The 22,730-nt window shown below is 70.3% G+C and carries 20 protein-coding genes and 1 pseudogene; 9 read left to right on the top strand and 12 right to left on the bottom strand.

The features are described from left to right. The first annotated feature begins 9 nt into the window (after positions 1–9). Positions 10–675, top strand: a complete 666-nt coding sequence (locus OG568_RS07510) for a response regulator transcription factor (protein ID WP_329536292.1) — start codon at positions 10–12, stop codon at positions 673–675. Here OG568_RS07510 and OG568_RS07505 read toward each other — a convergent pair. Next, positions 636–914, bottom strand: a complete 279-nt coding sequence (locus OG568_RS07505; RefSeq protein WP_329530820.1) for a DUF6332 family protein — start codon at positions 912–914, stop codon at positions 636–638. The two genes, OG568_RS07510 and OG568_RS07505, sit on opposite strands and share 40 nt — an antisense overlap. A 110-nt stretch (positions 915–1,024) precedes the next feature. Next, positions 1,025–2,518, bottom strand: coding sequence for an MFS transporter (locus OG568_RS07500; RefSeq protein ID WP_329530819.1), 1,494 nt, complete (start codon positions 2,516–2,518; stop codon positions 1,025–1,027). Between the two features lie 85 nt (positions 2,519–2,603). On the opposite strand from OG568_RS07500, the gene OG568_RS07495 reads away from it, so the two are divergent. The 4 genes from OG568_RS07495 (at position 2,604) to OG568_RS07480 (ending at position 7,603) form a co-directional block, all read left to right on the top strand. Next, positions 2,604–3,014, top strand: coding sequence for a MarR family winged helix-turn-helix transcriptional regulator (locus OG568_RS07495; protein ID WP_329530818.1), 411 nt, complete (start codon positions 2,604–2,606; stop codon positions 3,012–3,014). A gap of 335 nt (positions 3,015–3,349) precedes the next feature. Further along, positions 3,350–5,857, top strand: coding sequence for a DUF4132 domain-containing protein (locus OG568_RS07490; RefSeq protein WP_329530817.1), 2,508 nt, complete (start codon positions 3,350–3,352; stop codon positions 5,855–5,857). Beyond that, positions 5,857–6,249 (top strand): hypothetical protein, encoded by a 393-nt coding sequence (locus tag OG568_RS07485; protein ID WP_329530816.1) that lies wholly within the window; start codon positions 5,857–5,859, stop codon positions 6,247–6,249. The genes OG568_RS07490 and OG568_RS07485 overlap by 1 nt, the downstream gene beginning before the upstream one ends. 238 nt (positions 6,250–6,487) lie before the next feature. Then, the gene (locus tag OG568_RS07480; RefSeq protein ID WP_266588740.1) at positions 6,488–7,603 is read left to right on the top strand and encodes a GNAT family N-acetyltransferase; all 1,116 of its coding nucleotides are present in this window, start codon (positions 6,488–6,490) and stop codon (positions 7,601–7,603) included. A 117-nt stretch (positions 7,604–7,720) separates the two neighbouring features. On the opposite strand, the gene OG568_RS07475 is transcribed toward OG568_RS07480, so the two are convergent. From OG568_RS07475 to OG568_RS07465, 3 genes are all read right to left on the bottom strand, one after another. After that, on the bottom strand, positions 7,721–9,553 hold the full coding sequence (locus OG568_RS07475; protein WP_329530815.1) for a glycoside hydrolase family 15 protein: 1,833 nt from the start codon (positions 9,551–9,553) through the stop codon (positions 7,721–7,723). A 129-nt stretch (positions 9,554–9,682) separates the two neighbouring features. Continuing rightward, complete coding sequence (locus tag OG568_RS07470; RefSeq protein ID WP_329530814.1) at positions 9,683–11,275, bottom strand: GMC family oxidoreductase; 1,593 nt, start codon at positions 11,273–11,275, stop codon at positions 9,683–9,685. Positions 11,276–11,358: 83 nt separating this feature from the next. Continuing rightward, positions 11,359–12,252, bottom strand: a complete 894-nt coding sequence (locus tag OG568_RS07465; RefSeq protein ID WP_329530813.1) for a YhjD/YihY/BrkB family envelope integrity protein — start codon at positions 12,250–12,252, stop codon at positions 11,359–11,361. Between the two features lie 242 nt (positions 12,253–12,494). Here OG568_RS07465 and OG568_RS07460 point away from each other — a divergent pair, with 242 nt between their 5' ends. Next, positions 12,495–13,139: a GAP family protein gene (locus OG568_RS07460; RefSeq protein WP_329530812.1), complete on the top strand. Its 645-nt coding sequence runs from the start codon at positions 12,495–12,497 to the stop codon at positions 13,137–13,139. 13 nt (positions 13,140–13,152) lie between these two features. Here OG568_RS07460 and OG568_RS07455 read toward each other — a convergent pair whose 3' ends face one another. After that, the gene (locus tag OG568_RS07455) at positions 13,153–14,085 is read right to left on the bottom strand and encodes a cyclase family protein (RefSeq protein WP_266426161.1); all 933 of its coding nucleotides are present in this window, start codon (positions 14,083–14,085) and stop codon (positions 13,153–13,155) included. A gap of 129 nt (positions 14,086–14,214) precedes the next feature. Here OG568_RS07455 and OG568_RS07450 point away from each other — a divergent pair, with 129 nt between their 5' ends. Then, positions 14,215–15,177, top strand: a complete 963-nt coding sequence (locus tag OG568_RS07450) for a DUF389 domain-containing protein (RefSeq protein ID WP_266426159.1) — start codon at positions 14,215–14,217, stop codon at positions 15,175–15,177. Here OG568_RS07450 and OG568_RS07445 read toward each other — a convergent pair. The 6 genes from OG568_RS07445 to OG568_RS07415 all read right to left on the bottom strand — a co-directional run bounded on the left by OG568_RS07445 (position 15,161) and on the right by OG568_RS07415 (position 21,563). Next, on the bottom strand, positions 15,161–16,564 hold the full coding sequence (locus OG568_RS07445) for a hypothetical protein (RefSeq protein WP_329530811.1): 1,404 nt from the start codon (positions 16,562–16,564) through the stop codon (positions 15,161–15,163). The genes OG568_RS07450 and OG568_RS07445 overlap by 17 nt on opposite strands. Positions 16,565–16,925: 361 nt before the next feature. Then, positions 16,926–17,438 carry a gluconokinase gene (locus OG568_RS07435; RefSeq protein ID WP_329530810.1) on the bottom strand — a complete coding sequence of 171 codons (513 nt, stop codon included), beginning with the start codon at positions 17,436–17,438 and terminating at the stop codon, positions 16,926–16,928. A 104-nt stretch (positions 17,439–17,542) separates the two neighbouring features. After that, positions 17,543–18,592, bottom strand: a complete 1,050-nt coding sequence (locus tag OG568_RS07430; protein WP_329530809.1) for a cytochrome d ubiquinol oxidase subunit II — start codon at positions 18,590–18,592, stop codon at positions 17,543–17,545. After that, positions 18,589–20,046 (bottom strand): cytochrome ubiquinol oxidase subunit I, encoded by a 1,458-nt coding sequence (locus OG568_RS07425; protein WP_443077570.1) that lies wholly within the window; start codon positions 20,044–20,046, stop codon positions 18,589–18,591. The genes OG568_RS07430 and OG568_RS07425 overlap by 4 nt, the downstream gene beginning before the upstream one ends. A 45-nt stretch (positions 20,047–20,091) precedes the next feature. Then, a complete protein-coding gene (locus OG568_RS07420; protein ID WP_266426146.1) occupies positions 20,092–20,931 on the bottom strand; it encodes an SDR family oxidoreductase in 840 nt (279 codons plus the stop codon). A 200-nt stretch (positions 20,932–21,131) separates the two neighbouring features. Beyond that, complete coding sequence (locus OG568_RS07415) at positions 21,132–21,563, bottom strand: DUF7144 family membrane protein (RefSeq protein WP_385069756.1); 432 nt, start codon at positions 21,561–21,563, stop codon at positions 21,132–21,134. 171 nt (positions 21,564–21,734) lie between these two features. On the opposite strand from OG568_RS07415, the pseudogene OG568_RS07410 reads away from it, so the two are divergent. Both OG568_RS07410 and OG568_RS07405 read left to right on the top strand, forming a co-directional pair. Further along, positions 21,735–21,833 (top strand): annotated as a pseudogene (locus OG568_RS07410) (SHOCT domain-containing protein); the annotation flags it as partial. A 64-nt stretch (positions 21,834–21,897) separates the two neighbouring features. Beyond that, positions 21,898–22,713: a DUF427 domain-containing protein gene (locus OG568_RS07405; RefSeq protein ID WP_329530808.1), complete on the top strand. Its 816-nt coding sequence runs from the start codon at positions 21,898–21,900 to the stop codon at positions 22,711–22,713. Positions 22,714–22,730: the final 17 nt, after the last annotated feature.

Genomic DNA, 22,730 nt, shown 5'->3' with positions numbered 1-22,730 from the left:
GGAGGACCGGTGATCCGCGTCCTGCTCGCCGACGACCAGTCACTGGTCAGGGCGGGCTTCAAGGCGCTGCTCGACGCGCAGTCGGACCTGGAGGTGGCCGGTGAGGCGGCCGACGGCGAGGAGGCGGTGCGCAAGGTACGCGAACTGCGTCCCGACGTCGTTCTGATGGACATCCGCATGCCGATGCTCGACGGCCTCGCGGCGACCCGTCGGCTCACCGACGACCCGGACCTGAAGGACGTGAAGGTGGTCATGCTCACCACCTTCGAGCTAGACGAGTACGTCTTCGAGGCGATCCGCTCCGGTGCCTCCGGCTTCCTCGTCAAGGACACCGAGCCGGGCGAACTCCTGCGCGCGGTAAGGGCGGTGGTCGGTGGTGACGCGCTGCTGTCGCCAGGGGTGACGCGCCGTCTGATCGCGGAGTTCGCGGCCCGCTCCAAAGAGCCCGCGGCCGCGGAGTCACTCGCTCGGCTCACCGAGCGGGAGCGGGAGGTGATGGCCCTGGTCGGTATCGGACTGTCCAACGACGAGATCGCGCGGCGGCTGGTCGTCAGCCCGCTCACGGCCAAGACCCACGTCAGCCGGACCATGGTGAAGCTCGGCGCCCGGGACCGGGCCCAACTGGTCGTGCTGGCCTATGAGTCGGGGTTGGTGCGGCCAGGGTGGCTCGGGTGAGTGCCGGCCGCGCGGCCGAAGCGGACGAGCACCGTGACCACACGTACCGCGAAGAGCGCGGTGGCCAGCAGGACCCCCGAGGTGATCAGGCCCTTTTCGACGGCGAGCGGGAGATCGAAGAGCAGCGCGGGGCCGGACACGGCACCCAGCGCCAAGCCCGCCGCGAAGGTGGCGCTGATGAGCGCGTACCCGATCTCGATCGTCATGGCGTCCCGCTGCTCCTGCGTGCGTCTCCCCATGGAGCGAGTCTGTCACGACGGCGTGCCCGGCAGGCAAGGGGCTGCCTGCCGGGCGCGTCGGGGCGAAGCGCCGGGACGACGCCGTGAGTTGAGGTCGCCGGCGAACCGGATCAGTCGCCGATCACCACCCGCTCCTCCGCGTCCTGCCGTACGGAGTCCTCCTGTACGGACCGTGCGACCACGACGGTCTCCTGCGGGCGTCGGGTCCGCAGCCCGGGCAGCGTGATCAGCAGCCCCGCCACGGCGATGCCCGTCACCACGATCAGACCGGGCCGGTAGCTGTCGAGGACGGCCTGGGGCGAGGCGCCCGCCGAGGAGTTCGCGGTCACGACGGCCGTCACCACGGCCAGGAAGAGGGCGCCGCCCACCTGGACCGAGGTGTTGAGCAGACCCGAGACCATGCCCTGCTCGTGGTCGTCGACGCCGTTGGTGGCCTGGATGTTGAGCGAGGGGAAGATCAGCGCGCAGGCCGCGCCGATCAGCAGCATGGTCGGCAGGATCACGGCCGCGTATCCCGGGTCGAGGCTGATGCGCAGGAAGAGCGCGTAGCCGACGACCATCAGTACGAAGCCCACCGCGATGAGCCGTGGGGTCCCGAAGCGGTCGACGACGGCACCGACCTTCGTGGAGGAGAGCGCGACCAGCGCGCCGGCGGGCAGGAAGGCGAGCGCGGTGTGCAGGGCGGACCAGCCGAGCAGCGACTGCATGTAGAGCGTCACCAGGAACTGGAATCCGACGTACGAGCCGAAGAACGCCATCGCGCCGAGCTGGGCGCGGATCTGACTGCCGGAGCGGAGCACACCGAGCCGGATCAGCGGCCCCGCCGAGCGCCGCTCGACGCGGACGAAGACGGTGAGCAGGACGGCCACGGCGAGGAAGGACAGGAGCGTACGGGTCGAGGCCCAGCCGGCCTCGGGGGCCTGGACGACGGTGAACACCAGCAGCAGCATCGACGCCGTGCCGAGGACGGCGCCGGGGATGTCGTAGCCGTTGTGGTCCTTCTCGCGTTCGCTGCGCGGCAGGAGCTTGAGGCCGACGAGCAGGGCGAGCAGCGCGATGGGCGCGGGCAGCAGCATGGTCAGGCGCCAACTGGCCTCGGTGAGCAGGCCGGACAGTACGAGACCCATCGAGAAACCGGTGGCCGCGCAGGTGGTGTAGATCGACAGGGCGCGGTTGCGCAGGGGGCCCTCGGCGAAGGTCGTGGTGATGATCGACAGGCCCGCCGGGGCGGTGAACGCCGCGCTCAGACCCTTGATGAAGCGGCTGGCGATCAGCAGCGGGCCCGAGTCGACGAGCCCGCCGAGCAGCGAGGCGAGCGCGAAGACACCCAGGGCCACCAGGAAGACCTGGCGGCGGCCCAGCAGGTCGGCGGTGCGGCCGCCGAGGAGGAGCAGTCCGCCGTATCCCAGGATGTAGCCGCTGACGATCCATTGCAGCGTCGAGGTGGAGAGGTCGAGTTCGGAGCCGATGGACGGCAGGGCGACGCCGACCATCGACACGTCCAGCGCGTCCAGGAACATCGCGGCGCAGAGCACCAGCAGGGTGCCCCACAGCCGCGGGGTCCAGCGTCCTTCGGTGGTGGGAGCGGTGAGCGGAGAGGTCATGCGGGAGACGGTACATGCACGTGCATCGAATGCAAATGCATTTAATTCCGATGCAACAAACTCGATTCTTTGCTACGGTGCGCCCATGGCGGCGAAGAAGGCCGAGCAGGTGCTCGTGGACCAATGGCGTGACATCCTCGCGGTGCATGCGCGCACCCTGTGCGAGCTCGACCGTGAGCTGCACCGACACGGGCTGGGCGCAAGCGACTTCGAGGTGCTGGACGTGCTGGCCGGGGGTGCCGCGTCCGGCGGTGACCGCTCCTACCGCGTCCAGGAGATCTCGGACCGCGTCCATCTGAGCCAGAGCGCCCTGTCCCGGCTGATCGCCCGCCTGGAGAAGGACGGTCTCGTGACCCGCGGCATGTGCCCGGAGGACCGGCGAGGGGTGTCCGTCTGCCTCACCCCGAAGGGGCGAGCGCTCCATGCCGAGGTGCTGCCGGTGCAGCGGGCGGTGCTGACGCGGATGCTGGCGGGCGGTACGGCCGCCAGCGACTGACACCGCGGGCCGCAGGCCGCGGAATGCCGAAAAGCCGAAACGCCGAAAAAACGGTGTTCCGGCTCGGCGGGCAATGAGAAGCCCCGACTGGACGGGGGAGACCAGCCGGGGCCGTATGTCGTGGCCGACGGAGGGCGGTCGCCTCGCGGCGGAGTGCTCCATGGGGCTTCAGCCGGACGATCGTCCCCATGGGCTTTGTGTGAGACCCGGGGACACTGTCCCCTCCGCAGCCACGTACGAGTCAACCGCGGAAAGGTGTGGGTTGTTCCCGCCCCGCCACCTCGCCCGCTGTGAGGTGGAGCACGCTGTCAGTGCCCTCTGCCATGATCCCGCGCATGCTCTACGACACCCTCGTGGCCGAATCCCGTAAGGACGACTCGCTCGACGACGTGAGGTCGGCCGCGCTCGGCCGGGTCCGCTGGCTCGTCGACCTTCTGGAACGCCAGCGGGCGGAGTCCCGGTGGGACGCCGTCCCGTTGGCGGGGGAGGACGCGTACGAGCGGTACCAGGCGGCACGCGCGGCGACCCAGGCCGAGCTCGACGGGCGGCTCGCGGCCTGCGGGGAGGAGGAGAGCCGGGCCGCGGTCCTGTGCTTCCTCCTGGCCGCCCGCTTCGACCGCACCGGCTTCTGGCAGTACGACACCGAGACGGAGACGCTGATCTCACGGGTGCGCGGCTGGACTTCGGACGAGGTCGCCGTGATGTTGTTTCGCGTCACCGAGTACGACATGCGCCACTCGTTCGGCGAATCGCTCAAGACAGTGCTGAACGCGGCCGAACGTCTCGACGCCGACGGCCGCCGCGCGGTCGCGCCCTGGCTGCGGCGCGCCCACGCGGAGCTCAGGAACACCGATGTCGGGGCGCGCCTGCGCGGGCCGCTCGCCAAGCGCCTGCGCGCGCTGCTCGAAAGCGTGGACGAGGCTCACATACCCGAGGGCCTGATCCCCCCGTACGCCCCGTGGGCCGCCCCGCTGCGCGAGCGTGCGAACACATCGCCGACGCCGGAGCTGGCCGCCCTCGTCCGGCATCTGGCGAGCCTGTCGGGGCCGCGTCCCGCACAGCGATGGCGGCAGACGTGCCGCGCGCTCGCGGACGCGGCGGCGGTGGGCGACCTCGCGGTGGAGGTCCTGCGAGGGCTGGCCGAGGGGGATCCGCAGTGCAGCAGCGGACACGGTCCGCACACCCGCTGGGCGGGCGAGTTCCACTACCACTACGTCGTTCACCAGAGAGACGGTGACCTGGCCCGCGGCGTCGTCTGGGCGGCCGCGCTCACCGGCGGCCCGGCCGCGGTGCCCTACCTCGGCGCGCTCGCCCTGCGGGCCGGCGGCCCCGGATCCGAGGTGATCGAGGACCTCAAGCTCGCGGGCGCGGCGATCAACGCGCTGGCCGAGACCGACGATCCGGCGGCACTGGAATCTCTGTGGCGGCTGCGGTCCCGGATCAAGCACCGGGCTCTGCGCAAGCAGCTCGACACCGCTCTGGTGACGGCCGCCGGCCGACAGGGCATCACGCCGGAGCAGCTCGTCGAGCGCAGCGTGCCGAACCACGGCCTGGCACGGGACGGCTCGCTGGAACAGCAGTGGGGCGGATACCGGGTACGGGTGGCGATCGAGGACGCGGTGACGGTACGGCTCACCTTCACCGGCCCCGGCGGGCGCCCGTCGCGTACCGCCCCGGCGGTGGTGAAGGACGGGTTTCCGGACGAGCTCAAGCAGCTGAAGGCCCTGGCCAAGGAGGTGCGGGGCACACTGTCGGGCGAGCGGGCCCGCGTCGAGGCGCTGATGTCGGCCGGGCGCGAGTGGCCGTACGACGAGTGGCGCCGCCACTACCGCGATCATCCGGTCACCGGGGTCCTCGTCCGCGGCCTCATCTGGGAGTTCCAGGACACGGACGGCCAGTGGCGTGCGGCGGCGCCGATGACCGAACCGCACGGCGAGCCCGGGCGTGTGCGCTTGTGGCATCCGATCCGGGCGTCGACGCGGGAGATCACGGCGTGGCGGGAGCGGATCGTCGCCGAGCGGCTGCGGCAGCCGTTCAAACAGGCGTTCAGGGAGATCTACCTGCTCACCCCGGCAGAGGAGGAGACCGGCGTCTACTCCAACCGGTTCGCCGCTCACATCGTCCACTACCGCCGGCTCTACGCGCTGTTCAAGGAACGCGGATGGCAGGCCAACTTCCTCGGCCGGTACGACGGCGGCTACGAGGGGAAGGCGTGGGCCGATTTCGGCGACGGTGAGTGGCGGGCGTACTTCTTCCACGAACCTGCCACGGAGGACTACAGAGACTACGCGCCCGACCATGCCGCGACGGACCAGGTCCGGTTCGAGCGGCGTGAGGGCCGACGCCTGCGGGAGGTTCCGCTGGCCGAGGTGGAGCCACTGGTGTTCAGCGAGGCGATGCGGGACGTCGATCTGTTCGTGGGTGTGACCTCGATCGCGGCCGATCCCGAGTGGGCCGACCGGGGAGAGGACCGCTATGGCGCGTACTGGCGGGCGGCCACGTTCGCTGAGCTGACGGCGAGCGCGGAGGTCCGGCGCGAGGCGCTGGAACGGATCCTGCCGCGCTTGAAGATCGCCGACCGCTGTTCGCTGAACGGCCGATATCTGGTGGTCCGGGGTGACCGGCGCACCTACAAGATCCATCTGAGCTCGGCCAACATCCTCATGGAGCCGGACGACGCCTATCTGTGCATCGTCCCGTCGGGCCGCAAGGGTGACGGCAAGGTGTTCCTGCCGTTCGAGGACGACCGGCTCTCGCTGATCCTCAGCAAGGCGTTCCTGCTCGCCGCCGACACCGAGATCACCGACCGGACCATCCTCAGGCAGATCGAGCGAGGTGTCTGATGGCCACCGTGACGTTCCGGGACGAGACGGCGACGGGCAAGTCGGTCACGGAGTTCGAGGTCGCCGGGCTGCCGGAACACCTGACCGTACGGGAACTGATCAGGCTCCGGGTCCGCGAGGAGGTCGCCCGGCACAACGACCGCCCCGGCGACCGTTTCAACGGTCTGGTCCGCCCCGACGACGCGGAGGCGGAGCTGAACGGCTACCGCCTCCGTGAGTCCCGCCGTATCGACTGGGAGCGCCAGGCCGAGATCGCCGAGCGCGCCTTCCTGTCCAACGGGTTCTTCGTGCTGGCCGGGGGGCGCCAGGTCGAGGACCTCGACGAAGTCGTGGATCTCACCGCCGATCCGGGCCTGGTCTTCATCAAGCTCGTCGCCCTCGTCGGCGGTTGAGAGACCGGGCGCCGAGACCGGGCGATCCAATCCCCACCCTTCCGTTACGACAGACACCCTTGACAGCTTGCGTACTGATTCGCGACGTTTGAGCCTCGCGGAACAGTTGGAGACGCGTCATGGGGGAATGGGGGGCGGTCGGCCGTGCGATCGATGAACAACGATCATCACGCCTTAGGGGTCCGGGCTGCGAACGGTACGTCCCTCGCGGAGCCCGCGGAAGGGCGGTTGATCTGAGGTGGAGATCACGATCCACAGACCGGAGGAGCTGAACAGCTCGCTCCTCCTGGCCTGGCACAGGGTGATGGACGAGTCGCCCGACTACGCCAATCCGTTCCTGTCCCCGGAGTTCGCGACGGGGATCGACAGGTACCGAGGCGGGGCGCATGTGGCGGTCCTCCACGAGAGAGGGGAGCCTGTCGGCTTCTTCCCGTACGAGCGGAACTCCTTGGGCGTCGGCCGGGCCATCGGTCTCGGCCTCTCCGACTGCCAGGCGCTGGTCCACAGACCCGGGATCACCTGGGACACGCAGGAACTGCTGCGGGCCTGCGGGCTGTCCGTCTTCGAGTTCGACCACCTGGTCGAGGAGCAGAAACCCTTCGGCAGACATGTCACCGGAACGTTCGCCTCACCGGTGATAGACCTGAAGGTCGGCGACGGGACCTACGCCGAGTGGCTGCGCGGCGCGTACCCGGGACTGGCCAAGACGACGCTGAAGAAGGAACGCCGGCTGGGGCGCGACCTGGGCGAGATGCGGTTCGTCTACGACGAGCGCGACCCGAGGGTGCTGCACACCCTCATGCGCTGGAAGTCCGCCCAGTACCGCAGGACGGGACGGATGGACCGGTTCGCGCGGCCCTGGATAGTGGACCTGGTGGATCATCTCTTCCGGGTCCGCGAGGAGCACTTCACCGGCGTGATGTCCGTGCTGTACGCCGGCGACCGGCCGGTGGCCGCACACTTCGGACCGACCTCGCGCACGCTCTTCGCAGCCTGGTTCACCGCCTACGATCCCGAACTCCGTTACTACTCGCCCGGGTTGATCATGCACCTCCGGATGGCCGAGGCCGCCGGACGCGAGGGTGTACGGCTCATGGATCTGGGCCGCGGCGACAAGGAGTGGAAGGACTGGCTCAAGACCCGGGAGCTGCGCGTGGGCGAGGGGTTCGCGACCCGTCCCCACCCGATGGCGACGGCGCACCGGCTCTGGCGCAGGCCGGTGCGGGGCCTGCGCAACACGGTCCTGGCCCATCCCAGGCTGCGCGATCCGGCCGACCGGCTGCTGAAGACGGTCGGCACGCTGCGCACATCGGGCCGACCGGACTCCGGCGCTCCGGGCCCCCGCGCCCGCTGAGCCGGCTCTCCCACGCGACCACCCGGAGGGTTTCCGGGTGGTGTCGCGTGGCTTGGAGGGACACGGCCGACGTGGTGACCACCGAACCGCTGCCGCAGGGGCGGGGGATCCCGGAGTTCAGTCGTGGAGCGCGTCGAGCGCCTCGTTCAGCGTCGTCGCGGCCATGATGAGGGAGAGATGGGTGAAGGCCTGTGGGAAGTTGCCGAGTTGCTCCCCGCTGGGGCCGATCTCCTCGGCGAACAGGCCGACATGGTTCGCGTACGTCTGCATCTTCTCGAAGGCGTAGCGGGCCTGCGGGAGGCGCCCCGCGCGGGCGAGGGCGTCGACGTACAGGAAGGTGCACAGACTGAAGGTCCCTTCGGAGCCGCGCAGTCCGTCGGGCGAGGCCGCGGGGTCGTAGCGGTAGACCAGGCTGTCGGAGACGAGGACGCGGTCCATGGCGTCGAGCGTGTTGAGCCAGCCGGGGCTACGGGGGGCCATGAACCCGACCCTGGGGGCGAGGAGCAGAGAGGCGTCCAGGACGTCGCCGCCGTAGTACTGGACGAGGGCCTGCTCCTTGTCGTTCCAGCCGCGCTCCATGACCTGTTCGAGGATCGCGTCCCGGGCCCGGGTCCAGCGCACGGTGTCGGCCGGTCTGCTGAACTCGCGTGCCAGCTTCAGGCCGCGGTCGAACGCGGCCCAGCACATCACCCGGCTGTAGGTGAAGTCCTTGCGCCCGCCCCGGGTCTCCCAGATGCCCTCGTCGGGCCGGTCCCAGGAGTCGGCCAGCCAGTCGAGGGTGGCGGCGAGGCCCTTCCAGCCGTGGTAGCCCGTCTGTTCGCCGACCTCGCGGCCCTCGGCCAGGGCGTAGAGGGCCTCGCCGTAGATGTCGAGCTGCAGTTGGTCGGAGGCGGCGTTGCCGGCCCGGACCGGGTAGGAGCCGCGGTAGCCCTCGAAGTGCTCCAGGATCTCCTCCGTCAGATGGGGGTCGCCGTCGACCCGGTACATGATCTGGAGGGGTTCGTCGTCGGGGCCCTCGCGGTCGCCCAGCCGGTCGCCCAGCCAGCGGGTGAAGCGGGTGGCCTCCTCCACGAAGCCGAGGTCGAGCAGGGCCCGCACCGACAGGGAGCCGTCCCGTACCCAGGTGTACCGGTAGTCCCAGTTGCGCTCGCCGCCGACCTGCTCGGGAAGGCCCATGGTGGCGGCGGCGACCGGCGCGCCCGTGGGGGCGTACGTGAGGAGCTTGAGGGTGATCGCGGAGCGGTGCACCATGTCCGTCCAGCGGCCGCGGTAGCGCGAGGTGCGCACCCACTTCTGCCAGAAGTCGATGTTCTCCCAGAGATCCTCGGTGATCCCTTCGGTGGTGGGGGGCGGTGGCGCCGCCCCGTCCGGCGCGCAGACGGTGAACACCACGACCGCCGCCTCCCCCGCGTTGAGGGTGATGGCGCCTCGGACGTCCTGCCCGTCCCGTTCGAGCGGGATGCCGCCCTGGAGGTAGGCGGTCATCCCGGGAGCCCGGAACGTCGCCGTCTCCTGCATCGGCCTGTCGTGCGTCAGGTCGAGTTCGTGGGCGGCCCGCGCGTAGTCGAACCGCGGCCGGCATTCGAGGATGAAGCGCACGGTGCCGCGCACCGAGCGGACGACCCTCACCAGGCTGTGCCGGTCGGTCGCCGTCGGGCCCGGCTGGACCGGCATGTGGTCGACGATCTCGCCGACTCCGTCGGGTGACATGAAGCGGGTCACCACGACGGCGGTGTCCGGGTAGTAGAGCTGCTTCCAGGTGCCCTCGGGATGTTCGGGCGCGAGGAGGAAATGACCGCCGCCGTCGTGGTCGAGCAGCGCGGCGAAGATGCTCGGTGAGTCGAAGCGCGGTGCCGCGAACCAGTCGATGACTCCCTGGGACGAGACCAGAGCCGCGGTCTGAAGGTCCCCGACGAGCCCGTGGTCGGCGATGGGCGGATAGCGATCCATGCTGCTCTCCTTGTCAGGCCTGTCAGGCCTGTCAGGCGGCTTCGGCTCCCGCGACTGCCGTACGTGGAAGCCCCGTCGACGCCGTCGGTCCGGTCCCGGGAGTGTCGCCGTCGGTCGGGTGGTTCGTGGTCATCGCAGTCGGTCCGCGATGCGATCACCGACACGCAGGGCGTTGGCCATGGCCGTCAGGGAGGGATTGACCGCTCCGATGCTCGGGAAGAAGCTCGTGTCGACGACGTACAGGTTGTCGAGGTCGTGGGCCCTGCAGTTGACGTCGAGGACGGAGTCGGCGGGGTCGTGGCCGAAGCGGACGGTGCCCGCCTGATGCGCCGTGGCGCCGATGGGCATGCCCTTGTGCAGGTAGATGCTGTGCGACAGGAGATGGTGTTCGTGCATGCCCAGGTGGCCGAGCATGCCCTGCAGTTTGTGCCGCAGGCGGTTCAGTCCGGCGATGTTGTTCTTCTCGTCGAGGGCCAGGTGGATGCCGCCGTCCTGGTCCAGGGTGACGCGGTTGTCGGGCGCGGGCAGGTCCTCGCCGCACAGCCAGAAGTCGACCGCGTGGTGGGCCAGTACCTCGAAGGGCATGTCGGGACAGACGGCCCCGGCCCAGCGGGGCGCCTCGCCGTGGATCTGTTCGGAGTCGGACTTGCCGAGCATCTGGATGCCGCCGAGGGGGTACTCCCAGTCGTCGGCTCCCAGGTACCAGTCGTGCACGGCCAGGGTTTTCTGGAACCTGGTGTCGTTCGGTTCCTTGGACACGGCCATCAGGGCGAGGTTGTTGTGCCGCATGTAGTGCCGGCCCACGACGTCCGAGCTGTTGGCCAGGCCCCGCGGATGCCGGTCGTTCGCCGAACGCAGCAGCAGGACGGCGGAGTTGACGGCGCCGCAGGCGACGACCACGATGTCCGCGCTGAACTCCACCGTCGAACCTTCGCCGCCGCCGTCCCCGACCGTCGCGACGACCGAGGTGACGCTGCGGCCGGTCGGGTCCGTCTTCAGACGCCGCACGTCCGCGTGGGTGACCATCGCCACGTTGTCGTGTTCCAGGGCGGGGTCGACACAGATGACCTGCGTGTCGGACTTCGCGCCGACCAGGCAGGGGAAGCCGTCGACACGGTCGCAGCGGATGCAGGCGCTGGCGTGAGTGGCCCGGCCCCGGTCGTCCTGGGTGAGGTTCACCCCGATCGGGAGGTGGAAGGGGTGCAGCCCCTGCTTCTCCAGGTCGTGGCTCAGTTGCTGGATGCGCGGCTCGTGCTGGACCGGTGGATACGCGTACTGGGCGCTGGTGGGACCCTCGGTCGGATCCTCGCCGTGCCGGCCGTGGACGAGGTAGAGGTGCTCGGCCTGGGTGTAGTACGGCTCGAGTTCCTCGTAGCTCAGCGGCCAGGCGGGGGAGAGGCCGTCGTGGTGGCGGAGCTCGCCGAAGTCCTCGGGGCGCATACGGAAGAGCGCGGCGCCGTAGAACTTGGTGTTGCCGCCCACGTAGTAATTGACCTCGGGCGGGAACTGGTTTCCGTGTTTGTCGTACCAGAATTCCGGTGCGCGGTATTTCCCTTTGACGAAGACGGCGGTGGAATCCCAGTTGTCGCGTTCACGAGGAAGATAGCCCCCGCGTTCGAGAAGGAGAATCCTTTTCCCCGTGGGCGCCAGTCGATGGGCGATCGTGCCACCGCCCGCACCGGTGCCGATCACGATGACGTCGTAGTGCCGTGCCTCGGACATGCAGGCCACCGTCCCCACTGCCCACCGTGGGCATCTGCCCCGAAGCCCAAGGTATCCTTGGGGGATATTTCCGGCTAGTTGGACTATTCGGGTGAGTCGAGGCGCCGGGACACGGCGGGTTCCCGCGCGATCACCGCGCCGGCGGTGATACCGGCGGCGATGACGACACAGAGCCCGATCAGCCATGACAGCACCGTGAAGACCGCACCCAGTGACCCGTAGCGGTCCAGGCTGCGGTTGAGCGCGGTGGGCACGTACAGCTTGGCGACCACCGAGAGCGCGGTCATGGCCACCCCGGTCAGGAGCGCGCCGGGCAGCAGGGGCAGCCAGGGGACGCGCGCGGCCAGCAGCAGGTGCTGGGTCCACCACCAGACGCCCACCTGGGCGACCAGCTGGAGCGGCACGCCCAGCCACGGCCCCGCGCCGAATCCGGTGCGCAGCGGTCCCTGCAGGGCGAGGATGACCAGCCAGGCCGCGATCCATACGAGCCATCTCCAGGCGGCGATCCGCGCGCTCGCACTCGGCAGCCGCCAGGCGCGTTGGCACAGGCGCTGCATCGCCCGGCTGCACGCGGTGGCGGAGAGCAGCACCATCAGCGAACTGACCACTCCGGCGCTCTGCTGCAGCTCCTCGGGATCGGCGGCGAAGACCTTCTTCAGCTCCTGCTCGGAGGAGCCGTTGATACCGAAGACGTCGTGCAGGGAGGAGAGGAACTCCTCGCGCACCGCCCGCGGGGCGAAGGAGGCGACCACGAAGATCAGTGGAACCGCGGTCAGGAAGACCTGGGCCGCGAGCCGGGTCGCGGAATCCAGCAGGTTCACCGCGATCAGGTGCGAGGTGAGGCGGGTGATCACCGGGAACCGCTCCTCGACGCTGGCGCGCAGCCGCCGCAGTCGCGCCCCCAGCTCCGCCGCCCGCCCGCGCAGGCGGCCCGCCCTGCCGTCGACGGGCGAGCCGGATCCTCTGCCTGCGCGCATTCCGCTCCCCGGGTCGGGACTGGTCTCCACGCCCCGAGGCGTGACCACGCCACCAGGGTGCCGTCCCGGGGGGCCGCCCGCCTGCGGCGCGAGCGCCGTTGCACCGTACGGGGGGGGGAGAGGCCGCCCGAGGAGTTCCGGACGCCACCGCTGAATTGTGGGTGCGGGCGGGAGCGGTGACGATGGGGCCATGCGCGCATCCGGCGCCGCCCCGAGCCCGGCCCGGCCGTGCGGGGGCAGCGATGGTCCTTGACCTGGTCCTCATCGGTCTGGCGATCGCCGTGAACCCGTTCTCGGTCACCGCGTTCGTGCTGGTGCTGTCCGCGCGGGGAGGGATCTGGAACGGACTGGCCTTCGTCCTCACCTGGCTGGCCAGTTTCGTCGCGATCATCGCCGTGGTGCTGCTCATGACCGGCGGGAAACCGCCGCCGCCCAAGTCATCGCCCTCCACGGCCGCCCTGGCCGCCAAACTGGCCATCGGCGTCGGCCTCGTCTGGTACGGGGAGCGCACCCGCCGCGGGAGGGGCAGGCGGCACAAGTCCCCCGGGATGATGTCCCGGCTCGAGCGGATCTCCCCGTGGACGGCGGCCGGGCTGGCGCTGTTCCTCCAGCCCTGGGGGCTGGTGGCCGCCGGTGCCGCCACCGTGGTGGAGGCGGACCTCTCTCACGTCGCCTCGTACGCGGCGTTGATGGGCTACTGCCTGCTGGCCAGCTCCAGCCTGCTGGCCATGGAGATCTACGCGACCTTCGCCCCCGACTCGGCCCGCGTACGGCTCGGGCGGCTGCGGACGTGGCTGGAGGGCCATCAGGACCAGGCGATCGTGACGGTGTGCCTGCTGCTGGGGTTGTGGCTGGTGGGCAAGAGCATCTACCAGCTGACCACCTGACCCTGAGCGGCCGTCACAGGATCGCCAGGGGATTGACGGGGGAGCCGGTGGCCGCGGGCAGCCGGAGCGGGGCGATCACGCACAGGAACGACCAGCGGCCTTCCCGCGCGCAGATCGGCGCGAGGTCCTCGAACCGCAGATAGTCGAGCAGATGCAGTCCCATGGCGTGGACGGCGAGCACATGCACCGGGAACGCGATGCCTCGCACCGCGCTCGGGGCCGTGTCGTTGTTGCCGTCACTGCCGAGCACCGCCACCTCCCGGTCGGCCACGAACTCCATCGCGGTCGGATGGAGTCCGGCACGGGCGGCGGCCACGTCCCAGGGGCCCAGCTCCTCGCGGCGCCGGCGGTGTCCGACCCGTACGAGCAGGATGTCGCCCCGGCGGACCCGCAGCCCCTGCCGGGTCTCGGCGGCGGCCAGGTCCTCGGCGGTCACATTCCAACCGGGTTCGAGCCAGGAGACGCCGTGCACCCGGGGTATGTCGAGGAGGACCCCGCGTCCGACGATGCCGTCACGGGCCAGCTCGACGGACAGGACGCTCGCGCCCTCCGGCGACAGCGCGTCCGCCGCCGGTATGCCGCCGTGCAGTGTGCCGTCGTAGATGACATGGCACAGCGCGTCGAGGTGACTGTCCACATCGCCGTGGACGTTCATGGCGAAGCGGTCCCGCGCGAAGTCCAGGCCCTTGGGGTCCGGTTCGCCGCCGGGCGGAGCGGTGAGCCGGTGCTCGGCCGGTTCGGCGTCGTCGGGCTCGGTACGGGTCTCCACGGGGGCGGCGAGCGACACCGTACGACCCGACCGCACCTCGCGGACGGCCGCCAGCACCTGTTCCGCCGTGATCATGTCCAGGGCGCCCCGGCGCGTGCCGCCCCCGGGGGCCGTGCCGCGTAGTTGGCGGTAGAGCGACCGGAACTCGGCCTCGCTCAGCTCGTCGGGCATCGGCATGTCCCCAGCCTCCGACAGAAGCCGCATTCCGGCACGCCGAGTTGCCTGGGGCGGGCGCCGCCGCGTTAATGAAGGAGCGACCCGTCCACGTCACGCGCCGGCGCACCGCACCGAAACGCGGAGGTCCGGATGGACATGATCCATGTCCGCGCGGTGTGCCCGCCGGACCTCACGGAACGCACCATGGCCCTGCTGGGCGGCGAGCCGTGCGCTTTGAACGTGGTCCTTCAGACGGGCAGTGTCCGCAACCCCGACGGTGACGCCGTCGAGTGCGACGTCCTGACCGGAGCCGCGAACGAGGTGTTGCGCGGCCTGCGGGACCTGGGGCTGGAACGCCGCGGCTCCATCGTCCTCGAGCCGGTGGACACGGTGTTCTCGGAACACGCCGCGAGGACCGGGGCCGAGCAGCTGGGGGCCCTGCCGCGCGCACCGGTGTGGGCGCAGGTGGAGGCGCGGATCCGGGCCGAGGGCAGATACCCCCCGAGCTTCTATCTCTTCCTGGTCATCGCCGGGCTCATCGGCGCGGTGGGCATCATCACCAACTCCCAGATCCTCATCGTCGCGGCCATGGTCGTCGGACCCGAGTACGGCGCGATCACCAGCGTCGCCCTCGCGATCGACCACGGCTCCCGGCCGCGCATCCGGCAGGGACTCATGGCCCTGCTCGTGGGCTTCGCGCTGGCCGTCGCCGCGACCTTCCTCTTCTCGCTGCTCGTCCGGGGCTTCGAACTCCAGCCGAGGGCCTTCGAACTGGGTGTCAGGCCCGTCTCGAACCTGATCAACACGCCCAACTTCTTCTCGGCCGTGGTGGCGGTGCTGGCCGGCGTCGTCGGCATCGTCTCGCTGGCCGAGGCCCGGACCAGCGCACTGCTCGGCGTCTTCATCTCGGTGACGACCATTCCGGCCGGGGCCGACATCGGGGTCTCGTGCGCGTTCACCAGCTGGGACGAGGCCTGGGGTTCGCTGCTCCAACTGCTGCTCAACATCGTCGTACTGATCGTGGTCGGGACCGGCACGCTCAAGATCCAGCGGACGATGTGGCGGCGGGTGAGCGAACGCCGGAACCGGCGCGAGGTCAGGCGGACGGTGTAGGGGCGGACGGCGCGGGAGGGGACGGCGGTGAAGCGGCCGCCGTCCCGGCGGGGCCGGTGTCCAGGAACTCGCGGATCGCGAAGGCGACCAGCACGATCACCACGGTCCACACCACGACCCACGTGGTCGGGTAGCTCCAGGTGAACAGCACGACCGCGGCGACCGCCAGGATCGCGGCGCCGATCCACCGCTTGAAGCGGTGCACGAACCGGCCGACCGCGCCGAGTGGGAGCCCCGCCGACACGGTGACGTCGCGCAGGGCGCCGATGCTCCTGCGGCAGCCCGTGCGGATGAGGACGGCGATCCGGGACGGCCCGACGAGGAAGGCACCGGCGGCCGTCACGAGCGCGAGCGCGCCGACCGCGCGTACACCCGCGCGCAGAAACCTGACCAGCGAGTCGAACACCACGGCGGCGGCGTCCTCGGAGGCCCCGACAGGCAGGTGGTCGAGGTAGATGGCCCGGGCGAGGGCGAGGGCGATGCCGAGTACGAGCATCGCGGCGAACACCCCGAGCGCGGCCCCGATCAGGGCCCGGCGGCGGTTGACGGCCAGGTACACGCCCACGGCGGCGATCAGCACGGCGATGACGGGGAGCCAGGCGCCGATGATGTCCAGCACCCTCAGATACGTCTTGACCTTGCCGACGTCCTTCGACTCGAACACCACGAAGTCCGTGTGGACGGCCGGGATCCGAGCGGCCGGCTTGAACCCGGCGCTGACCAGTCGGTCCTTGACCTGGGCGACGATCGGTGCCACGTCGATGGTGACCTGACCGTTCTTGGCGGACACCGCACCGGTGGCGTTGCCCGTGAGGGCCTTGTCCAGCGCGCTGTGGGCCCGGCGGTTCGCGTCCACCCAGACGGTGTCGAAGGCCTTGCTGGAGACCACCCGCTGCACGGTGTCACCGACCAGGCTCTTCAGGCCGCTGGTGATCGGGCCGTCCAGGTCACCGAGCAGCTTGGCGACCCTCGGCGGAGCACCCTTCTCCGAGGCCGCCCGCTCCAGGTCCTTGACGAGCGCGTCCACGTCGATCCGCGCCAGAACCGCGGTGGTGACCCGGTTGGTGACCGCCTTCTGCACCGCCGGATCGCTCGCCAACGGCCCCACGGTGGCGACATAGCGGTCCGTGTCCCGGACGATGCTGTTCGCCCAGACCGCGACGACGGCCGGCAAGGACAGCAGCGCGGCGAGGAGGATCAGCAGGACCGAACCCGTCGAGCGGAGCCAGTGGTGCCGCGCGGCCCCCGGCGGCCCGCCGCTCTCCAGGGCGCTCACCCGGTGCCGCAGCTCGTCCAGTTCGTTGCGCTCCCGTGCCGAGTGCCGCTGCCCGCCGGACGGTTCGGGGGGCTTCTCGTCCGGGTCCGGTGGAGGCGGGCTGCTCGTCATGGTTACAGGAGAGGCGTACGCGTCCGATCCCGCGACCCGGACCGGCCCGGCGGGTGAATGCGCCCGGGGTGCGGCGCTTTCCGTCCGATGCTGCAATGGATTCGGGTCCGTGGATGCGAGGACATTCGGGGGAGGGGGGAATTCCATGAACCCCCAGGGGTAAATCCGTGAGCGATTCATCCGTGCGGGATGAATTCGTCGACATGGGCCCGATCGATTACATCGTCGTCGAGTTTCCCGGTAACCGCGTGACCGACGAAGGCCTTCCCCTGCTGGCCGACCTGGTGGGCCTGCTGGGCGAGGCCTACATCGAGGAGGCGGGCAGCGCCCTGGAGTCAGGCAGCTCCGCCGGAATTCTGGTCTATGGGCCCGGGCGCTCGGCGCAGCGCTCGGCGGCGGCCCGTACCCGGACGATATTCGCCGGAAGCGCGGCCGTGGCGTCCAGGGTCATGCCCGGCTCGTCCGGCTCCAGCGGCTCCAGCGTTTCGAACTGGGAGTCGACCAGCCCGGCGGGCATGAAGTGACCGGTGCGCCGCGACACGCGCTCCCGGGCCGTCTCCCGGTCCAGGGCGAGGTACAGGTAGCGGAGCGCCGGGCCCCCGGCCTCCCGGAGCTCGTCGCGATAGGCGCGCTTGAGGGCGGAACAGGCGAGGACGAGTCCCTCGCCGGCCCCGACGGCTCGACGGACGCGGCCGGCGAGGGCACGCAGCCAGGGTGCGCGGTCGGCGTCGTCCAGGGCATGGCCCGCGGTCATCTTCGCGATGTTCGCGGCGGGATGGAAGTCGTCGCCCTCGACGAAGGACAGGCGCAGCTGCTCGGCGAGGGCCTTGCCGAAGGTGGTCTTCCCGGATCCCGACACGCCCAGGACCACCATGACCGGCGGCCTCTTCCCGTACCCGCCCCGGCCCCGGGGCTCGGCCTTGTCCCTGTCCGGGCTCCCGGTCCTGTCCCGGCCCCCGGTCCTGTCCCTGTCCCCGGTCACGGATTCTCGGGTTCCCGTCCGGGTGCCGACTGCCGCAGGTCCGCCTCGGTGAGGGGCTGGAGGGCCCCGCGGGTGTCCAGCCGGTAGAGCAGGACGAGCGGCGGTCCGACGAGCACCACCGCGATCACCGTGACCAGCATCAGCCAGCGCAGTGTCGTCGACGCGCCGGCCGCCTGGGACACGGTCAGTGAGGTGGGGATGAGATAGGGCCGCTGGGCCAGCCCCCAGGCCACGACGGCGAGGGCCACGCTGCCGACCGCGGTGACCCTCGCCCATCCCGTCTTGTCGCGGTACAGCAGCCAGGCGGTGGTCAACGCGCTGACGACGGCGATGAGCACGAGGACGAGACCGATTCCGCCGGTCAGTCCGTCGTGGACGTAGGGCGCGTCGTCGTGGGTCACGGCGAGGCCGACGATCGCCAGCACGGCGAGGACGACGAGACCGCACCAGGCCCGCAGCCGGAAGTAACGGACGAGGTCGGGGGCGTCGAAGCGGCGGGCGTCCGCGGCCAGGAACACCGCCCCGAGGAACGCGGTCGCGGCGATGGTGAGCAGTCCGGCGATGACGGAGGTCCCGTTGGACCATGCGTCGGCGGACGCCTGTGTGCCGGGAGCCACCCGGCTCGTGGCGATCCCCCCGACCGCCGCGCCGAGGAAGAAGGGGGTCAGCAACGAGGAGATGGCGAAGACGGCGCCGTAGACCCTGCGCCGGGCCAGGCGCCGCATGGGTTTGCGCAGGGCGAAGCCGGCGCCGCGCAGGACGAGTCCCACGGCCGCGAGTGCCAGCGGGAGCCACATGGCGGAGAAGACCGTCTGGAACAGGACCGGGAACCCGGTCCACATGATGACCAGGACGAAGATGAGCCAGACGTTGTTGGTCTCCCACACCGGTTCCATGGCGTGGTCGATGAGCCACCGGGGGCGTTTGCCGCGTTCGGTGCCGCCCGCGACGAGGTCCCAGAATCCGGCGCCGTAGTCCGTGCCGCCCGCGCACGCGTAGGCGGCCACCGCGGCCAGCAGCACCCAGGCGACGACATCCTCGATCATTCGTCTCCTCTGTCCCCGCCCGCGGAGGTCGACAACGGGCGGGGTCCGTAGGGGGCGCTGCCCTCCAGGTCCTCGGCGGTGGTGTCCGCGGGCACGACGCCCTCGTCGGCCAGCCGCCACCGGTGGCTCATCTTCACGAGGACGGTCAGGAAGGAGCCGAGGACGAGGACGTAGACCACCACGACGATGCCGAACATCGTCCACAGGGACGCGGCTCGGGTGCCCGTCACCGCCTCGGAGACCCGCATGTTCTGGTAGACGATCCAGGGCTGCCGGCCCACCTCGGTCGTGATCCAGCCGCACTCCACGGTCAGCAGACAGGCGGCGCCGGCGAGGGCGGCACACCGGAAGAACCAGACCGACCGGGGCAGTTCACGGCGCCGCAGCCGGCACCAGCCGTACCAGAGCGCGAGCAGGACGAGCAGGCTGCCGATGGTGACCATGATGTCGAACGCCCAGTGGGCGATGGTGGCCTGGGTCGCCGTCGGCCGGTCGCTCGCGGGGACCGAGGTCAGTCCCGTCACCTTGGTGGCCGGACTGAATCCGGCGAGGATCGAGTCCAGCTGGGGCATCTTGATCCCGCCGGAGATCGAACCGTCGGCGTGCAGCCGCCCGAACATGTACTCCGGTACGTGGGTGTCCGTCTTCCAGACGATCTCGGTGGCCGCGAACTTCACCGGCTGTTTGTGGAAGACCGAGCGCGCGATCGAGTCCCCGAGCACGAACTGCACGGGGGTGAGGATCGCGGCGACGGTGAACGGCACGGTGAAGCCGAGCCGGTGGTAGCGGTCCCGGCGGCCGCGCAGCAGGCCGACCGCGTACACCCCGGCGACGACGTATCCGGCGGTGAGGACCACGCCGACGACGAAGTGCCAGTACTCCGGGCCGAACATCGGCGTGAAGACCGCCTGGCGCACATGGACGTTCACCGGCTTGCCGGACGCGTCGAGGGTGAAGCCGCGCGGGGTGTTCATCCAGGCGTTCGCGGCCACGATGCCGAACGCCCCCATCAGGGCGGTCAGCGGCAGGGGCAGGCCGAGCCAGAAGTGCGTCCACGGCTTGAGCCGGCGCCAGCCGTACAGGTAGATGGCGATGAGGATCGCCTCGAGGAAGAACGCCCAGGCCTCGATCCCGAAGCCGAGGCCGAAGACGTCGCCCCACCGGCCCATCATCCCCGGCCACAGCAGACCGAACTCGAAGGACAGCACGGTGCCCGTCACGATGCCGATGGCGAACTGGACGGCCATGACCGCCGACCAGCGCCGTGCGAGCAGCAGGGCGACGGCGTCGCCCTTGCGCAGTCCGCGGTAGTGCATCAGGAGCGTGATGGCGGGCAGGGCCACGCCGAAGGGTACGAGCAGGATGTGGGAGGCCAGGGTGAAGGCCATCAGCTCCCGGGCGGGGAGGAGTTGTGGTGGGCCGTCCGCGAGAAAGCGGCCGATTGCGCTGTTCACATGACCTCGGGGGCTCGTACGGGGATGGCTCAGGGGCCCTGAGGCTCAGCCGCCGGTGGCGAAACCGGGGAACAGCGTCATTCCGCCGTCCACGTAGATCGTGGTGCCCACGACGTAGTCGAAGAGGTCGGACGCGAGTGCGGCCACCGCGTTCGCGATGTCTTCCGGGTCGCCCACGCGGCGGTAGGGGATGAGCCGGAGGAGGTCGGCCTCGGCCTCGGGGGTGTCCCAGGCGTCACGGTTGATGGGCGTGCGGATCGCGCCCGGAGCGACGGCGTTCACCCGGATCCCCTGCGGCGCGAGCTCCTGCGCGAGGGTCGCCATGAGCATCTGCACCCCGCCCTTGGACGCCGCGTAGTTCACATGGCCCGCCCAGGGGATGATCTGGTGGACCGAACTCATGCAGATGATCTTCCCGGCGGAGCGGGAGACCTCGGGGACGACGCCCCGCCGCAGGAACTCCTTGGTCGCTTCGCGGGCGCACAGGAACTGGCCGGTCAGATTGACGTCCAGCACCTTCTGCCACTGGGCCATGGTCATCTCGGTGACGGGGGCGTCGCGCTGGAGCCCGGCGTTCGCCACCATGACGTCGATGGTCCCGAACTCCTCGACCATGCGGGACACCATGTCGACGACCTGGTCCTCCTGCGACACGTCCGCCTCGTGCGCGTAGGCGCGAACTCCGAACCCCTCGATCTCCCGTACGACCTCTTCCGCGGCGTCCCGTCCGGCCACGTAGTTCACCACCACGTCGGCGCCCACCCGCCCCAGGCCGATGGCCGTGGCCTTGCCGATGCCGGAGTTCGCGCCCGTCACCAGCGCCTTCTGCCCCTTGAGGAGCGGGAAGGCAAGGGGTTGGCGACCGTCACTGCCGCTGGTTTCCACTCGTGTCTCCCGGGGGGGGGGGGGGGGGTGCCGACGCGGACTTCGGAAGGATCCGCTTTTCGGAGGAATCCGCCCCACAACGAAAACACTGGTGAGTGGGGACGGCTCGTCGGCACGTCCGCTGTCAGCCGGTCGGGGTGCCGGTCCGGGCTGAACGGCCCAACGCCGACCCGCCGGGTCGTCCGGGACGGCGCGCTCGGCTACTCGGTGCGGGGCTGTCGGCTGATTCCGACGCACAGCGCCCAGATGACGAAGGCGTCCACGGCGATCAGCACGATGGCCCAGACGGGGTAGTACGGCAGCCACATGAAGTTGGCGATCATCGACAGGCCTGCCAGGGTGATTCCGACCACGCGTGCCCACATCGCTCCAGTGAACAGGGCGGCGCCCGCGAGGACGACCAGGACGCCGAGGGAGAGGTGGATCCAGCCCCAACTCGTCAGATTGAAGTTGTAGGCGTAGTTGCGCGTGACGACGAATACGTCGTCCTCGGCGATGGCGGAGATTCCCTCGAATATCGCCATCACTCCGCCGAAGATCATCATGACCGCGGCGAAGGCGGTCCAGCTGGACGCCCACGCTCCGCCGCCCCTCCCGGTCTCGGGGCGGTGGTGCATTCCAGTCGTGGTCATATCGAGCTCCTCCCACGTAGGCCTCACCACTGACCTGTGACCGGTCCGTGGTGCACATTTCAGCTTGCCACGAGAATCGTCGACCGGCAGAACGGCGGAATTCACGCAGGATGGCGCCGATGCCGATGTGCGAGGGAATCAGGGCGGTGCTCCAATGGAGGTATTTCCGGCAGGATCGATCAGCTGAGGCAGCTCGGGGAACTCAAGGCCCAGGGTGTCCTGACCGAGGCCGAATTCGAGGAGCAGAAGCGCCGGATTCTCGGGCCGTGAGGATTCATGAACTCCGCGCCATCTCCGGCGTAACCTCGTGAGGGACGCGAAGGGAGAGCCGGCCATGAGCGCATTCCCCACCGCACGGGCCGTCAGGACAACCTCGGAAGGCCTTCTGTGGGAGCCCAGTGAGCGCTGGGTGCGTGGGTGCAAGGGCGAGGTCACCGTCGTCGACAGCCGGCACCCCGTCCTCGTCTGGGAGCCCGAAGTATCCGTTCCGCTGTACGCGTTCCCGCGCGAGGAGGTCCGTGAGGACCTGCTCCGCCCGGCGAAGAACCCGCTGACCGGCACGCACAGCGGATCGCGGATCTTCTACGACCTCGAAGTCGACGGCGAGCTGCTGGAGAACGCGGCCTGGACGTTCCCCGCCGACGACCTGGCCGGCCACATCGCCTTCGAGTGGTTCAGCCGCAGCGGCCGGGGTCTCGACCACTGGTACGAGGAGGACGAGGAGATCTTCATCCACCCCCGCGATCCGCACAAGCGGGTGGACGCCCTCCCGAGCAGCCGCCATGTCCGCGTCGAGATCGACGGCACGGTCGTCGCGGACACCCGCCGTCCGGTGCTGCTCTTCGAGACCGGCCTGCCGACGCGCTACTACATTCCGCGCGAGGACGTCCGCCTCGATCTGCTCGTCCCGACCGAGCACAGCACCGGGTGTCCGTACAAGGGCACCGCCGAGTACTGGTCCTGGCGGGGCGACGCCGACGTCCCGCCTCACCTGGTGTGGAGCTATCCGGACCCACTGCCCGCGGCAGGCGCCGTCGTGGGACTCCTCGCCTTCTACAACGAAGCGGTCGACATCACCGTGGACGGCGATCGCCTGGAGCGGCCCGTCACCCCGTTCACCACGGCACTCTCGGCGCGACCGGTGACGTGACGGCGGCGTGCCGCTCC

This window comes from Streptomyces sp. NBC_01450 (genome assembly GCF_036227505.1).
GTDB lineage: Bacteria > Actinomycetota > Actinomycetes > Streptomycetales > Streptomycetaceae > Streptomyces.
The sequence above is the reverse complement of the archived record's forward strand: the minus strand, read 5'-3'. Positions and strand labels throughout refer to the sequence as shown.

What these genes read in the sequence shown, in the direction of transcription:
- OG568_RS07505 (WP_329530820.1), bottom strand. Translation starts at nt 914, where the DNA reads ATGGGGAGACGCACGCAGGAGCAGCGGGACGCCATGACGATCGAGATC.
- OG568_RS07500 (WP_329530819.1), bottom strand. Translation starts at nt 2,518, where the DNA reads ATGACCTCTCCGCTCACCGCTCCCACCACCGAAGGACGCTGGACCCCG.
- OG568_RS07495 (WP_329530818.1), top strand. Translation starts at nt 2,604, where the DNA reads ATGGCGGCGAAGAAGGCCGAGCAGGTGCTCGTGGACCAATGGCGTGAC.
- OG568_RS07490 (WP_329530817.1), top strand. Translation starts at nt 3,350, where the DNA reads ATGCTCTACGACACCCTCGTGGCCGAATCCCGTAAGGACGACTCGCTC.
- OG568_RS07485 (WP_329530816.1), top strand. Translation starts at nt 5,857, where the DNA reads ATGGCCACCGTGACGTTCCGGGACGAGACGGCGACGGGCAAGTCGGTC.
- OG568_RS07475 (WP_329530815.1), bottom strand. Translation starts at nt 9,553, where the DNA reads ATGGATCGCTATCCGCCCATCGCCGACCACGGGCTCGTCGGGGACCTT.
- OG568_RS07470 (WP_329530814.1), bottom strand. Translation starts at nt 11,275, where the DNA reads ATGTCCGAGGCACGGCACTACGACGTCATCGTGATCGGCACCGGTGCG.
- OG568_RS07465 (WP_329530813.1), bottom strand. Translation starts at nt 12,252, where the DNA reads ATGCGCGCAGGCAGAGGATCCGGCTCGCCCGTCGACGGCAGGGCGGGC.
- OG568_RS07460 (WP_329530812.1), top strand. Translation starts at nt 12,495, where the DNA reads ATGGTCCTTGACCTGGTCCTCATCGGTCTGGCGATCGCCGTGAACCCG.
- OG568_RS07455 (WP_266426161.1), bottom strand. Translation starts at nt 14,085, where the DNA reads ATGCCGATGCCCGACGAGCTGAGCGAGGCCGAGTTCCGGTCGCTCTAC.
- OG568_RS07450 (WP_266426159.1), top strand. Translation starts at nt 14,215, where the DNA reads ATGGACATGATCCATGTCCGCGCGGTGTGCCCGCCGGACCTCACGGAA.
- OG568_RS07445 (WP_329530811.1), bottom strand. Translation starts at nt 16,564, where the DNA reads ATGACGAGCAGCCCGCCTCCACCGGACCCGGACGAGAAGCCCCCCGAA.
- OG568_RS07435 (WP_329530810.1), bottom strand. Translation starts at nt 17,438, where the DNA reads ATGGTGGTCCTGGGCGTGTCGGGATCCGGGAAGACCACCTTCGGCAAG.
- OG568_RS07430 (WP_329530809.1), bottom strand. Translation starts at nt 18,592, where the DNA reads ATGATCGAGGATGTCGTCGCCTGGGTGCTGCTGGCCGCGGTGGCCGCC.
- OG568_RS07415 (WP_385069756.1), bottom strand. Translation starts at nt 21,563, where the DNA reads ATGACCACGACTGGAATGCACCACCGCCCCGAGACCGGGAGGGGCGGC.
- OG568_RS07405 (WP_329530808.1), top strand. Translation starts at nt 21,898, where the DNA reads ATGAGCGCATTCCCCACCGCACGGGCCGTCAGGACAACCTCGGAAGGC.